Source organism: Chryseobacterium sp. GQ58 (assembly GCF_059758895.1).
Window position 1 is genome coordinate 675,432 of sequence record NZ_JCAXEH010000002.1, and the last position, 14,009, is coordinate 689,440.

The 14,009-nt window shown below is 34.6% G+C and carries 12 protein-coding genes; 2 read left to right on the plus strand and 10 right to left on the minus strand.

Features of this window, described 5'->3' with window-relative positions; all coding sequences use genetic code 11:
• Nucleotides 1–128 precede the first annotated feature (128 nt).
• Nucleotides 129–2,918, plus strand: coding sequence for an excinuclease ABC subunit UvrA (uvrA, locus tag AC6CHK_RS07295; RefSeq protein ID WP_498094971.1), 2,790 nt, complete (start codon nt 129–131; stop codon nt 2,916–2,918).
• Nucleotides 2,919–3,224: 306 nt separating this feature from the next.
• On the opposite strand, the gene AC6CHK_RS07300 is transcribed toward uvrA, so the two are convergent.
• Entirely contained in the window at nt 3,225–3,599 is a 375-nt protein-coding gene (locus tag AC6CHK_RS07300; protein ID WP_498094973.1) for a VOC family protein, read from the minus strand.
• A gap of 67 nt (nt 3,600–3,666) precedes the next feature.
• Nucleotides 3,667–4,719 (minus strand): M28 family metallopeptidase, encoded by a 1,053-nt coding sequence (locus AC6CHK_RS07305; RefSeq protein ID WP_498094975.1) that lies wholly within the window; start codon nt 4,717–4,719, stop codon nt 3,667–3,669.
• An 81-nt stretch (nt 4,720–4,800) separates the two neighbouring features.
• On the opposite strand from AC6CHK_RS07305, the gene AC6CHK_RS07310 reads away from it, so the two are divergent.
• Complete coding sequence (locus AC6CHK_RS07310; RefSeq protein WP_498094977.1) at nt 4,801–5,940, plus strand: aminotransferase class I/II-fold pyridoxal phosphate-dependent enzyme; 1,140 nt, start codon at nt 4,801–4,803, stop codon at nt 5,938–5,940.
• Between the two features lie 92 nt (nt 5,941–6,032).
• Here AC6CHK_RS07310 and AC6CHK_RS07315 read toward each other — a convergent pair whose 3' ends face one another.
• The 8 genes from AC6CHK_RS07315 to AC6CHK_RS07350 all read right to left on the minus strand — a co-directional run bounded on the left by AC6CHK_RS07315 (nt 6,033) and on the right by AC6CHK_RS07350 (nt 13,950).
• Complete coding sequence (locus AC6CHK_RS07315) at nt 6,033–8,768, minus strand: sodium-translocating pyrophosphatase (protein ID WP_498094978.1); 2,736 nt, start codon at nt 8,766–8,768, stop codon at nt 6,033–6,035.
• A 148-nt stretch (nt 8,769–8,916) separates the two neighbouring features.
• Nucleotides 8,917–9,528 (minus strand): inorganic pyrophosphatase, encoded by a 612-nt coding sequence (locus AC6CHK_RS07320; protein ID WP_498094979.1) that lies wholly within the window; start codon nt 9,526–9,528, stop codon nt 8,917–8,919.
• A 14-nt stretch (nt 9,529–9,542) separates the two neighbouring features.
• Nucleotides 9,543–10,055: a DUF7935 family protein gene (locus AC6CHK_RS07325; RefSeq protein ID WP_498094980.1), complete on the minus strand. Its 513-nt coding sequence runs from the start codon at nt 10,053–10,055 to the stop codon at nt 9,543–9,545.
• A 35-nt stretch (nt 10,056–10,090) separates the two neighbouring features.
• Nucleotides 10,091–11,023, minus strand: coding sequence for a phytanoyl-CoA dioxygenase family protein (locus AC6CHK_RS07330; protein ID WP_498094981.1), 933 nt, complete (start codon nt 11,021–11,023; stop codon nt 10,091–10,093).
• 65 nt (nt 11,024–11,088) lie between these two features.
• Entirely contained in the window at nt 11,089–12,000 is a 912-nt protein-coding gene (locus AC6CHK_RS07335) for a hypothetical protein (protein ID WP_498094982.1), read from the minus strand.
• The gene (gene radC, locus AC6CHK_RS07340; RefSeq protein ID WP_498094983.1) at nt 11,997–12,674 is read right to left on the minus strand and encodes a RadC family protein; all 678 of its coding nucleotides are present in this window, start codon (nt 12,672–12,674) and stop codon (nt 11,997–11,999) included. Before radC ends, AC6CHK_RS07335 begins: the two co-directional genes overlap by 4 nt.
• Before the next feature lie 24 nt (nt 12,675–12,698).
• On the minus strand, nt 12,699–13,274 hold the full coding sequence (locus AC6CHK_RS07345; protein WP_498094984.1) for a murein L,D-transpeptidase catalytic domain-containing protein: 576 nt from the start codon (nt 13,272–13,274) through the stop codon (nt 12,699–12,701).
• Between the two features lie 7 nt (nt 13,275–13,281).
• Nucleotides 13,282–13,950 (minus strand): ABC transporter ATP-binding protein, encoded by a 669-nt coding sequence (locus AC6CHK_RS07350; protein ID WP_498094985.1) that lies wholly within the window; start codon nt 13,948–13,950, stop codon nt 13,282–13,284.
• Nucleotides 13,951–14,009 lie beyond the last annotated feature (59 nt).

Below are 14,009 nucleotides of genomic sequence, written 5' to 3' on the forward strand. Positions count from 1 at the left end.
ACTCATAATGAGAAATTAGATTTATTTCAAAATATAAATATTATTCTTCTTAATCTGTATTTGGAAAAAGTTCTTTTAAGTCATTAATTTGGTAAGAAATTCGTATTTTTGTAGGTCTTAATTTTACTATGAATCCAATTACAGAAATAGATATAAAAAAACAGGTTTACGTTAAAAATGCGCACCTTAACAACCTGAAAAACATTGATGTATTAATCCCGAAAAATAAATTGATCGTCATTACAGGAGTTTCCGGAAGCGGAAAATCTTCTTTGGCTTTTGACACAATTTATGCAGAAGGTCAAAGAAGATATGTTGAAAGTTTAAGTTCGTATGCGCGTCAGTTTTTAGGCAAACTCGAAAAGCCAAAAGTTGATGATATCAAAGGTTTGGCGCCTTCTATTGCGATTCAGCAAAAAGTAATTTCATCAAATCCACGTTCTACGGTAGGGACTTCAACAGAAATTTATGATTACATGAAGCTGTTGTTCGCAAGAATCGGAAGGACATATTCTCCGGTTTCGGGCGATGAAGTTAAGAAGGATTCTGTTTCTGATGTGATCGATTATATTAAAGATGCAAAAAAAGATACATCATTTTTCTTGACCGCTCCTTTGGAATATGATATTGATAATTTTGGAGAAAATTTGAATATTCTGAAACTTGCCGGTTTTACAAGACTGGAAATCAACGGAAATGTTGCAGGAATTGAAGATCTTGAAAGTTTTGGATTTACTCCCGAAAAAGGAATGGCCATCAATTTGGTGATCGACCGTTTTTCTTACGAAGAAGATGAAAGTTTCCTTCAAAGATTGGCAGATTCTATTCAGATGGCTTTCTATGAAGGCCACGGATATTGCGCTTTAAAAGACACGGAAAACGGAAAAATAAAAGAATTTTCAAATAAATTTGAGCTCGACGGAATAGAATTTTTGGAGCCGAATGTTCATTTTTTCAGCTTTAACAATCCTTACGGAGCTTGCCCAACTTGCGAAGGCTACGGAAAAGTGATCGGTATCGACGAAGATTTGGTAATCCCAAACAAGGCTTTATCGATATTTGAAGACGCCGTTGCTTCCTGGAAAGGTGAAAGCATGAGCGAATGGAAAAAAGATTTTATCAAAAAAGCGAAAGAATTCCCTATTCATAAGCCTTATCATCAACTCACCAAAGAGCAGAAAAATTATCTTTGGAAAGGCGACGGCAAAAGCAGCTTCCCTTCTTTGAATAATTTCTTCAAAATGCTTGAAGAAAATTTATATAAAATTCAGTATCGCGTAATGCTTTCGCGTTATCGTGGCAAAACGCTTTGCCCGACTTGTGAAGGTCTTCGTCTGCGTGATGAAACAACCTGGATAAAAATTGACGGGCACAATATTCAGTCGATGATCGAGCTTCCTTTGGATGAGCTTTTGCCTTTAATTAACAGTTTAAAGCTTTCAGAACATGACAAAGAAATTGCAAAAAGACTTTTATATGAAATCACAACACGTATTGAATTTTTACTAAAAGTAGGTTTAGGATATTTAACTTTAAACAGAACTTCAAACACGCTTTCGGGTGGTGAAAGCCAGAGAATCAATTTGGCAACGAGTTTGGGAAGTTCTTTGATTGGTTCGATTTATATTTTGGATGAGCCTTCCATCGGATTACATTCAAGAGATACGGAAAATTTAATTGAAGTTTTAAAAAATCTCCGGGATTTAGGAAATACGGTTATCGTTGTAGAACATGATGAAGATGTGATGAAAGCCGCAGATTACATTATCGATATTGGTCCGGAAGCGGGTTATCTTGGTGGTGAATTGGTTTTTGCAGGAGATTATAAAGAACTGAAAAATGCCGACACGCTTACTTCAAAGTATCTGACGGGAAGATTAGAAATTAAAGTTCCCGAAAAACGCAGAAAAGCCAAAGAATGGATCCTGATAAAAGGCGCAAGACAGAATAACCTGAAAAATATTGACGTTGATGTTCCTTTGGAAAGTTTGGTTGTGATTTCAGGAGTTTCCGGAAGTGGAAAATCTACTTTAATGAAGGAAATTTTGACCAACGATATTCAGATTCAGTTGGGAATGGGCGGAAAAAAAGGAGATTATGATTCTGTGGAATTTCCTAAAAAGCTGATTAAAAATATCGAATTAATTGACCAAAACCCAATCGGAAAATCATCAAGATCCAATCCTGTAACATATCTGAAAGCTTATGACGACATCAGAGATTTGTTTTCTAAGCAGAAAATATCCAAAATGATGGGCTACAAACCTAAACATTTTTCTTTCAACGTAGACGGCGGAAGATGCGACGAATGCAAAGGTGAAGGCGTAATCAATGTTTCGATGCAGTTTATGGCAGATATTGAGCTTGAATGTGAAATCTGTAAAGGAACCCGTTTTAAAAACGAAATTCTGGAAGTAAAGTTTGACGAAAAAAACATTTCCGATATTCTTCACATGACGGTTGACGAAGCTTTAGATTTTTTCAAAGAAAATAAAGAAGATAAAATCGTTACAAAACTGACTCCGCTTCAGGAAGTCGGCTTAGGATATCTACAGCTTGGGCAAAGCTCTTCTACCCTTTCCGGTGGCGAGGCGCAACGTGTGAAGCTTGCTTCATTTCTTGTAAAAGGTGTGACGACGGATAAAACATTGTTTATTTTTGATGAGCCTTCAACCGGATTGCATTTTCATGATATTCAAAAATTGTTGAAATCTCTTCAGGCTTTGATTGAGCTTGGACATTCCGTTATCGTCATAGAACATCAACCGGATATTATAAAAAGTGCAGATTATATTATTGATATCGGTCCGGAAGCCGGAAAATATGGTGGTGAAGTTGTTTTTAAAGGAACTCCGGAAGATCTTGCTAAAAATAAAAAGTCGCATACGGCGAAATATATTGCTGAAAAGTTGAATTAATAACTAAAAATTGAATTGTTAAGATATTAAAAGCAGTATTTCATACTTATCAACAAAAAAATGTGGAAAACTTGTGAATTTTAACATTTAATTTATATTCCGTATTAAAAAAATAACTACATTTACTATGTAATAAATCTGAAATGAAATCATTTTTTGCTTTTTTCAGCTTTGAAATTGCAATTAAATTTGAAATAAAAATTTAAGCACAGCATCGTCGGCTGTGCTTTTTTGTTGTTGTCTAATTAAAAAAATGAGATGTATTTATCTACTGGATCCGCTTCTAAAGAGCGGATTCTTTTTATTTTAAGCTTTAGTCACAAAAAACTCTCCAAAATGCCAGAGAATTCCCGACGGGTCGTGTACAAAACATTCTTTTCCCCAATCCATTGTGCGGATCGGCGTGAGTTTGGCCGTCTCATACTTTTCCTGAAAATTCAATGACAGAAGCTCCTCCCAATATGAGTCTACATCTTCAACTTCTATAAAAATCATTGTATTTTCGATCCATTCTTTTGAATAATAATCCTGAAGGTAAAAAGCGATTTCCTGTTTTTTGAAAACTGAAAGGTTGCGTTCCAAAATCGTTTCTTCAAAACCTAAATCCCGATAAAAAGCTCTGCTTAAACCAAAATTTTTTGCACCGATAAACGGACGGATTGATTTTATATTTTGCTTCATAATCTATATTTTAATTAATAAAAAACCTACAAGAAAATCTTATAGGTTTTTAAAATGTTAAAAATGTTTACTTTTTGTCAACAACAATTCTTGCTTCCCTGTTTGCAATCTCCCAAGCGGTTGCAAAAACCAACTGAGTTCTTTGCTGCAACAAAGGGAAATCTATCTTTTCAACATCATCTGTAGGCTTATGATAATCTTCATGAATTCCGTCAAAATAAAAAGCTACAGGAATATTGTTTTTAGCAAAATTGTAGTGATCTGATCTGTAATATAATCTTTGCGGATCTTTTGGATCGTCATATTTATAATTTAATTCTAAATTAACGGTCTTTTTATTGGCAGCTTCGTTGATAACTTTTAATTCTGAACTCAACATTTCTGAGCCGATCACATATACATATTTTTTTCCTCTGTTTTCAGGATCATCCCTTCCTATCATGTCAATATTAAGATCTACAACCGTGTTTGCCAAAGGGAAAACCGGATTATCAGAATAATATTCAGAACCGAAAAGTCCGTGCTCTTCTCCCGTCACATGCAAAAACAATATTGATCTTTTGGGTCCGTTTCCTGCTTTTTTTGCTGCCTGAAAAGCTTTTGCAATTTCCATTACCGCAACAGTTCCGCTTCCATCGTCATCTGCTCCGTTAAAAACTACTCCATTATTTGTTCCCACATGATCGTAATGTGCAGACACAACCACGATTTCTTCCGGTTTTTCGCTTCCTTCAATGAAAGCTAAAATATTTTCAGAATCAGGAAGGCTTGCACCTCTTTGTTTCATGTATTCAGAAGGAACTTTTTGGTAATAAGAGCCTAAAGCTTTTGGATAAGATATGCCTAAATTTTTATAATAATTGATCATATATTCACCTGCCTTTTTCTGGCCGGGACTTCCTGTATCTCGTCCTTCCATCTCGTCAGACGCTATTACATATAAGTTTTTCTTTAAATCTTCAAGCTTAATATTTTGATAAGCAGCCTGAAAAGCCTTATCACTTTTTGAAGAATTTGAACTTACAGTATTATTTGAATTTTGACTATTCGTCGTAACTTTTGAAGTGCCGCAGCTTACCAAAACAACTGCCGAGAATATGGGTAAGAGAATTTTTTTCATTAATAATTTATTTGCTTAAAAATAACAAAAATAATTTAAGTAAAGATCACAATCATTTTTTTTATATATTTGATAAACACTATGAAAAAAAATTACGGATTTAATGATTTCACTTTCTTTACCGAAATGTCTGAACTGGCTTTCAAGCATAATAGTTTTGATCTGTCTTTGGGCCTTCCGGATTTCGTGATTGATCCTCAATTGAGGTTTTATCTGAAAGAAGCTTCGGACATGATCAATCACGGTTACGAATCGCTTGCAGGAAACTCTTTTCTGATCGATAATATTGTGAAATTCAACAAGAACCGACCGAATAGTTTATCATTAAAAAAGGAAGAAATAAGTATTGTTCCGTGTTCTACTTTTGCACTTTATACATCACTAAAATCTATATTGAATCTTGGAGACGAGGTGATCGTCGTTCAGCCATCTTATTATACTTATGCACCTTCAATTGTGATGAACGGAGGCGTTCCCGTCTATTATGATCTTGACAATGATTTTGCTATAAACTGGGAAAAGCTCCAAAAATGTATTTCAGCAAAAACAAAAGCGATTATCATCAATTCTCCACAAAATCCGACAGGAAAAACATGGAGCGTTGCAGAATGGAATAAGCTATACGATTTAATTAAAGATCAGGAGATTTATCTTATTTCAGAAGAGGTTTATGATATTTATTGTTATGATGATATTGAGCATTTTAGTGCTTTTTTACATCCTGAACTTAAAAAAAGAACGTTTTCCATTTTTTCGTTTGGCAAAATGTTTCATGTAACCGGTTGGAAAGTCAGTTATCTTATCGCCTCTGAAAAATTGCTCGAAAACTTTAGATATCACCAGCAATATATTTCCTACAGTTCAAATTCGCCCTGTCAATACGCGATTGCTAAATATCTTGAAGTGTTTGATCCGAAAGAGAATCAAAAGATAATGCAGCATAAAAGAGACATTTTCAATACATTAATTAAAGATACACCTCTTGAGGTTGAACAAAAATCTGAAGGAAGCTTTTTTCAAGTTGTAAATTTCAGAAATGTTACTAAAACCATGACTGATGTTGAGTTTTCCAAATGGCTTACCGTTGAAAAAAAGGTATCGTGTCTTCCACTTTCGGCTTTTTATAATTCCAAGCAAAATTCAGATTATATACGATTCAGTTTTGTTAAAAAAGATGATGTGATTGTGCAGGCTTTGGAACATTTGAAAAAGAATTTGTAATTGTTGATGTATACCTTAATGTTTTTACAATTTTAAAAATAAAAAAGCGCTGCAAAATATTACAGCGCTAATTTTTTTTCAAAATTAACAATTTAAAGAGCCGTAACTCTTACATCAATTCTTCTGTTTTTAGCCATACATTCGTCAGTATCATTTGCGGCACAAACCGGATATTGAGAACCGTAACCTTCTGCTTCTACTCTGTCGGCAGCGATTCCCATTTCCAATAATTTAAGTTTCGCTGTTTGCGCTCTTAAGTTGGATAATTTTTGATTTGTTTCTTCATTGCCTGAATTATCTGTATATCCGCCCAATTTTATTTTTAAGCTTGGATAAGCATTTAAAATTTCTGCCAGATTCATCAGCTGAGTTTCAGAACCTGCCTTTAAATCGCTGGAACCGGTTTCGAAATAAAGATTTTCAATCGTATACCATGAGTTAGGATCTAAAACAGCCTGATTTTTATTTTTAATATAATCATGCATTACAAAAAGCTGGCTTTGATCTCCTAAAGAAATCGTCTTCCCGCCTTTTAATTTTACTTCCTGAATATTTCCTGTATTGTAAACAAAATCACCATTTTCATTGAGCTGGCCTACTATCTCAACCGGAGAAATAAGTACATTATTTCCCGGTGCGACTTGATTGATTGTATGAGCAGCCGTCATTCCTGTAAGGCTTTCGATTTTTGCCTGTCTGTTTGCATCAATTTTATCTTTATGCATAACAGCCAAAGTCGGAGCAATAACCAATGAAACGATTGACATTAGTTTAATCAAAATATTCATCGAAGGCCCCGAAGTGTCTTTAAACGGATCGCCAACGGTATCTCCTGTTACTGAAGCTTTATGCGGTTCTGAACCTTTATAATAAGTCTGGCCATTGATATCAACACCTTTTTCGAAAGATTTTTTAGCATTATCCCAAGCTCCACCGGCGTTATTCTGGAACATTCCCATCAAAACCCCGCAAACCGTCGCTCCTGCTAAAAATCCTCCTAAAACTTCCGGGCCGAAAATAAATCCTACCAAAAGCGGAGAAATAATCGCAATAGCGCCAGGTAACATCATTTTTTTGATGGAAGCATCTGTAGATATGGCAACGCATTTTTCGTATTCAGGTTCGGCTTTTCCTTCCAGAATTCCGGGGATTTCCCTAAACTGTCTTCTTACTTCTTCTACCATTGCCATTGCAGCCTGACCAACTGCAGTGATAGCCAAAGACGAAAAGATAAAAGGAATCATTCCGCCAACAAATAATCCGGCTAAAACATCTGCTCTGTAAATATCAATGCCGTCGATACCTGCAATTCCTACGAAAGCTGCAAACAATGCTAAAGCCGTTAATGCAGCTGAAGCAATCGCAAAACCTTTTCCTGTAGCCGCAGTTGTATTTCCTACAGCATCTAAAATATCTGTTCTTTCGCGAACTTCTTTTGGCAATTCGCTCATTTCTGCAATTCCTCCCGCATTATCTGCAATAGGCCCGAAAGCATCAATAGCAAGCTGCATTGCCGTTGTAGCCATCATTCCGGCTGCTGCAATTGCAACACCGTAAAGTCCGGCACAAAGGTATGATCCGTAAATACCTCCTGCTAAAACAAGAATTGGTAAAAAGGTTGATTCCATTCCTACAGAAAGTCCGCCGATGATATTGGTTGCATGACCGGTTGAAGATTGCTTTACGATGCTGGAAACCGGCCTTTTGCCCATCGCCGTATAATATTCTGTAATGATACTCATCAAAGTTCCTACAACCAATCCCACCATTATCGCCCCAAAGACGCCCATTTTGGTAAATTCATGACCTCGTAAAACCATCGTTTCAGGAAGAAGATAAGTAACCAAAAAGTAGGAAGCAATTGCAGTAATTACAATACTTCCCCAGTTTCCAAGATTCAAAGCATTCTGAACACTTGATGTGGATGAATCTTCGTTATCATTAATTTTAACAAATAAAGTACCAATCATTGAGAAAATAATCCCCGTTCCGGCAATAAGCATCGGTAAAAGAATAGGCGCAAAACCTCCAAAAGCATCATCAGACATCGTTTCACGTCCTAAAACCATTGTTGCTAAAACAGTCGCAACATACGAACCGAATAAATCAGCTCCCATTCCTGCAACATCGCCAACATTATCACCAACATTATCAGCAATCGTAGCAGGGTTTCTAGGATCATCTTCCGGGATTCCTGCTTCAACTTTACCCACCAAATCGGCTCCAACATCAGCTGCTTTGGTATAAATTCCGCCTCCCACTCTTGCAAATAATGCAATAGATTCTGCACCCAGAGAAAATCCGGTAAGAATCTCTATCGTTCTTTCCATTTCATGAGAATCTACAGGAGCATCAGGAGCGAAAATCTGTTTTATAATTAAATATAATGCTCCTAAGCCTAAAACCGCTAATCCTGCAACACCCATTCCCATCACGGAACCTCCTGTAAAAGATACTTTAAGGGCTTTTGAAAGTGATGTTCTTGCAGCTTCGGCTGTTCTTACATTGGCTTTTGTGGCGATTTTCATCCCGATAAAACCCGCTAAAGCCGAAAAGAAGGCTCCAATTACAAAGGAAACACCAATGCTCCAGTGAGAATTTGAATTTGTCATTCCCATAATTGCTAAAAGAATGGCAACAATGACGACAAAATAGACAAGAACCTTGTATTCGGCCTTTAGAAAAGCCATCGCTCCATCAGCAATATGCCCGCTGATAACTTTCATTTTTTCATTTCCGGCATTTTGTCTCGTGACCCAATTGCTCTGAATAAATGTGTATAATAACGCAATAACACCAAAAATTGGCACTAACATAAATAAGTCCATAGTTTATTATTTTTTTGGTAATAGATTATTAAATATAGCAAATATTTTTATTGCTAAAATAAAAAACATTAGTAACTCACTAAAATTAACAAAAAAAAGAGCAAATGAAAATTCATCTGCTCTTTAAACTATTATTAAGAAAGATAATTTATCCTCCGAATTTTTCTGCGTAATCTTTTTGTGAAGCTTTAATCACTTTTCTGGCATGTTCTACTCCGTAAACTTCCTGAATTCTGCATTTTGCAGGCTCATCCGGAAGATTTTTGTAGGTCAAAAAGTAATGCATCAGCCTTTTTACTTCAGCTTCAGGTAATTCTGCGATATCTCTGAAATGTCCAAAAGCATGATCCCCAACCATTACAGCAACAATTTTATCATCAGCCTCGCCTCCGTCAATCATTTTAAAACCACCGATCGGAATGGCTTTCATCAACATGCCTCCCGAATGAATATTATGAGAACTAAGCACACAAATATCCAAAGGATCATGATCTCCCATGGTAACGTCATCTGCACCGCTTTCTACGGCTAGTTTCATTACTTCATCATGACAATACGTTCTTGGAATAAAACCATATAATGCAGGAATAATATTAGAAAATTTCTGAGGCCTGTCTACCATTAAATATCCTGTAACTTTATCAACTTCATATTTAATCGTATCTGAAGGAACAATTTCCACGAAAACGTTGACAACGTTTGGCGCATCTTCTCCTGCAGAAATCCCATGCCACGGATGTGCTTTAAAATTTGGAATCATTTATTTATATATTTTTATGCTATTATTAAAATCTCTCTTCTCAAATCTTCAATGGTTGTCCCGATATAATCTTCACCATCGATATAATTCATAATGAAAATAGTTTTATATTCATTAAGATCAGGATTGTTATTGAGGCTTTCATAAGTTTTGTGAAGCAAATCTATGACGGCATTTTTAGAATCAACTATATTCTGCCATGAATTTTTTGTAATATAAAGCTGCTGCGAAGAATTATATTCAAATTCTTCATTGATTGTTTTCTCTGTTAAGAAAACAAATTCGTGTACAGCTAAGCCTTTATCAAATTTCAGAATAAGATTTGAAGGCTTTATTCTTTCAAGGAAAAGGGTCATTCTTTCGTAAGAATGTATTTTGTTTTCAGAATTTGATTTTACGGAAAGTAATTTCATTTCCTGATTTTTTAATTTGATGTAGGTATAAACAAACTGTCTTAGCAAAACCAAAAAAGGAATTGCTATAATCAATGCAAACGCATACGGCAAATACTCTGAAAAATCTGTCATAATTTGAAGTGGCAAAATTAGCAATATTTTCTGAATTACAGCTCAAATAACGCCGGCCTTTGCGTTACTTCATGATAACAAACACTATTTTCATCAAAATAATGATACACAAGACTTTTTCTTGTTCGGAATTTGTCTAAATGAGGCTCGCCGCCATGCAAAATATTGGCATGCCAAATCAGAAGATCACCTTTTTTTGCTCTAAAAATTTCTTTTTTTAAGCCTAATTCTTTCACTTTCTCAGCAAGAAAATCTTCATAAGCAACATAGCTTTTCTTTCCAATTTTAAATGCTGTTCCTTCGTTATCATAATCTGAATTTAAGAAATAAGGTAACTTATGACTTCCGGGAATGTAATGTAAAGCACCATTATTTTCATCAACATCTTCCAGAGCAATCCAAACTCCCAAAAGGCCGCCTAAAGGATATGTTGTCATGTGAATGCTGTCTGAATGGGTTTTTTGCTGGCTTCCGTTGATAAAATTGATACTTTGGAAAAGCTTTGCCTGGCCGTCCATTAAAACGGATAAAAATTCTAATAATTTGGGATCATTTCCAATATTTTTAACAATTTCAGAATGATGAATCACAAACATCAGCTTGCCGCCATAACGAAATTTTATGGTTCCCGAATTTATCAGCTTGTCAATTTCATTGTTGATCTGATCAGCTGTTTCAAAAGTTAGAAAATTCCTTAAAACTAAAAAACCTTTATCATCAAATTCAAGTACGCTTTTTTGATTTTCCTCTGTAAGAAGTTTGTAAAAGTCTGTATTTATAAGCTTTTGTTCGTCAACTTTTCTTTCGGCATACGGAAGATGTGAAAAATCTTTGCTGGAAATACTGGAAAAATAGCTCTTTTTAATTCCGTACTTTCTGTAAAGGGGAATGTTGTGTTTCAGTTTTTTCTTATTGAAAAAATTGTAAATAATATAAGGTAACTTGTAGTTTCGAATTTTTTTTAACATCACTAAATTGCATTAATAAAACTTTATAAATTTAAGCAATAATATTTAGAACAAATCTAAAGAAACTACTGTTTGCTAAATAAATATTTTATACTTAAAAACCTTTTCACCAAGTCTTTTTTTGAACTTTCTATAATATAAAAAGGTTTTAATTCCGGACGAAAACCTCTGAAGAATTCTTCAACATTGGGCAATTCACTTCCTTCAAAATCAAAAATCTTTTTTTCTATATTTTGTTTAATAATATTGTCAATTAAAATGGATGCGCCGGAAATTTTTACATAATTTTTATCATTAAATGTGCCCAATAATGCATTGACTTTTTTATCTGAATAAACCGCAATGATATTTACAATCTTTTCTTTATATAAATAAGCAGAAAAAATAACGTAGCCGGAATTATAAAACTTTTTAAAAATGTCTATAAAACGACTTACATCCTGTTCTTTATTTGCACCCAAAAAGTTAGATTTTATAAAATTTTCAGCATCATTAAAACTGATTTCTTTTATCTCAGAATTTTTTAGAATTTCAGCCTCCGAACGTAATTTTCTTTTTCTTTTTGGCGAATATTTAGCGTACACTTTTTCGTAAGAGTCGGAATATATAATATAATTTTTTTTCTTTTTTAAGCTGGAATAAAATAGGTTAAAATCATTAAAAGGATAAATTCTGATAAAATATTTTTTTTCTAAAAATGACAGAAAATCCTCATTAAGAGCAGCAGAATCCTGTTTGGAAAAAACGCCCAATTGCTGGCAAAGCATCGGATTGTGAACGATTTTTATTCCAAACTTGTAAACATACGGCACCGGCATTACCGCCTCATAATCTTTGTAAACCAACAATTCCCATTGCTTGTTTGAGGTGATATCCAAGAAATCTTTTGTTGCAGAATATTTCCTTTGCTCGGAGTTTTCCAAACATTCTGTGTATTTTTCAAAGTCGATTTCGTTGTATTTCAATCTTCTAATCATAATATTCCTTCGTCTGCGAAACTTAAATATGAATTTTGTGTAATGATTAAATGATCCAAAAGCTGAATATTCATCAAATCTCCTGCTTTTTTAATTTTTTGTGTAATATCAATATCTTCGTTACTTGCTTTTAAATTTCCGGACGGATGATTGTGAGAAATAATAATTCCTGTCGAAAAATGCTCCAATGCTGTTTTAAAAAGCACTCTGATATCGACAATTGACTGATTGATTCCGCCATGTGTAAGCTGTGAAATATGTATTACTTTATTACTTTGATTCAAAAAAACGGCCCAGAATTCTTCAGTTCTTAAATCTTCAAGATGTATTTTAAGTATTTGATAAGCATCATTGCTGCTTGAAATCTGTGGTTTTTCCGGGATTTTCTGCGACGCTCTCCTTTTGCCGATTTCCAATGCGGTGGCTATTGAAATTGCCTTTACTTCGCCAATTCCTTTAAATTTCATTAAATCTTTTATCGATAATAAGCTCAGCTGATGCCAACTATTATTTACCGAAGTCAAAATTTTTCTTGCCAATTCTACCGCCGTTTCGTCTCTGCTTCCGCTTCCCATAATGATTGCCAGCAATTCGGAATCTGAAACTGAATTTTTACCTTTCAGTAAAAACTTTTCTCTCGGTCTGTCGTCTTCGGCTAGAAATTTTATGGACATGATTTTTAAGTGGCGGAAATTAGTTTAATAAAATGCATACAAAATAACAGGTTTTTTAGACTCATCAATATATTTTGCAGTTTGATTAAAAGCAATTTTTGAAAGCATCGGACATCCCAAACTTAAGCACGCCGGGTTTTCAGACTCTTTATCAGGAACACAATCGTAAGAATGCAGAACAATTGCTCTTTGCATTGCATTGCTGTTTGTGCTCTCAAGTCCTTTTAATCTGTATGCTTTTCCAAATTTCCCGATATAGCTTTCGCGGATTTCATATTTACCCAAAGACGATTGATAAGAGCCTTCAACATTAGAAAACTTCAATTTATCTGATCTTGAAATTACAGATCCCGAACCGTGAGAAACCACCGCTTTTTGCAAAACTTTGTTGTTTTTCAGATCATAAACGAAATATCTGAACCTTCCGGAATGTGTTTTAAAATTAATAAAAACAGCGATATTTTGATTGTAATTTTTTCCTTTGACAAAATCTTTGATTTCCGCAATCTTTGAAGCTGGCAAAACAAAATTCCCTTCCTGCGATCTTACATGAAAAAACAAGATGATCGTGAAGAACAGGAAAATATTTTTTTTCATCATCAAAGTGTTATTCTATAATCATTCCGTCTTTCATGACCAGTTTTCGGTCTGTTATTTCTGCTAAATTCGGATTATGCGTTACAATTACAAATGTCTGATTGTATTTATCTCTCAAATCGAAAAAAAGTTTGTGCAAATCATCTGCATTTTTAGAATCCAGATTTCCCGTCGGCTCATCCGCATAAATGATTTTTGGAGAATTGATTAAAGCTCTTGCCACCGCAACTCTTTGCGCTTCACCACCCGAAAGTTGATTGGGCTTGTGATGCATTCGCTGCCCTATTTTAAGGTCTTCAAAAAGGTCGTAAGCTTTTTCGATAGCTTCTTTTTCACTGGCTCCGGCAATTTTTGTTGGAAGCAAAACGTTTTCTAAAGCAGTAAACTCGGGAAGCAATTGGTGAAACTGAAATACAAAACCTATATTTTGATTTCTGAATTTTGAAATCTGTTTGTCATTCATATTAATAAACGATTCGCCATTCAGTGTAATTTCTGTGTTGTTGTTTTTAGGATTTGTCGGGCTGTCTAAAGTTCCTAAAATCTGCAAAAGTGTAGATTTTCCCGCTCCGGATTCTCCAACAATCGACACCACTTCGCCGGCTTTGATGTGAAGATCAACTCCTTTTAAAACTTCCAGGCTTCCATAAGATTTATGAATATTACTTGCTCTAATCATGCTTCAAAAATAATGATTTTGATTTTAAATTAATGTTTTCTTTCAAGGTTTTGTTCTGT

What these genes read in the sequence shown, in the direction of transcription:
- AC6CHK_RS07335 (WP_498094982.1), bottom strand. Translation starts at nt 12,000, where the DNA reads ATGATTAGAAGATTGAAATACAACGAAATCGACTTTGAAAAATACACA.
- AC6CHK_RS07350 (WP_498094985.1), bottom strand. Translation starts at nt 13,950, where the DNA reads ATGATTAGAGCAAGTAATATTCATAAATCTTATGGAAGCCTGGAAGTT.
- radC (WP_498094983.1), bottom strand. Translation starts at nt 12,674, where the DNA reads ATGTCCATAAAATTTCTAGCCGAAGACGACAGACCGAGAGAAAAGTTT.
- AC6CHK_RS07315 (WP_498094978.1), bottom strand. Translation starts at nt 8,768, where the DNA reads ATGGACTTATTTATGTTAGTGCCAATTTTTGGTGTTATTGCGTTATTA.
- AC6CHK_RS07345 (WP_498094984.1), bottom strand. Translation starts at nt 13,274, where the DNA reads ATGATGAAAAAAAATATTTTCCTGTTCTTCACGATCATCTTGTTTTTT.
- AC6CHK_RS07310 (WP_498094977.1), top strand. Translation starts at nt 4,801, where the DNA reads ATGAAAAAAAATTACGGATTTAATGATTTCACTTTCTTTACCGAAATG.
- uvrA (WP_498094971.1), top strand. Translation starts at nt 129, where the DNA reads ATGAATCCAATTACAGAAATAGATATAAAAAAACAGGTTTACGTTAAA.
- AC6CHK_RS07300 (WP_498094973.1), bottom strand. Translation starts at nt 3,599, where the DNA reads ATGAAGCAAAATATAAAATCAATCCGTCCGTTTATCGGTGCAAAAAAT.
- AC6CHK_RS07325 (WP_498094980.1), bottom strand. Translation starts at nt 10,055, where the DNA reads ATGACAGATTTTTCAGAGTATTTGCCGTATGCGTTTGCATTGATTATA.
- AC6CHK_RS07320 (WP_498094979.1), bottom strand. Translation starts at nt 9,528, where the DNA reads ATGATTCCAAATTTTAAAGCACATCCGTGGCATGGGATTTCTGCAGGA.
- AC6CHK_RS07330 (WP_498094981.1), bottom strand. Translation starts at nt 11,023, where the DNA reads ATGTTAAAAAAAATTCGAAACTACAAGTTACCTTATATTATTTACAAT.
- AC6CHK_RS07305 (WP_498094975.1), bottom strand. Translation starts at nt 4,719, where the DNA reads ATGAAAAAAATTCTCTTACCCATATTCTCGGCAGTTGTTTTGGTAAGC.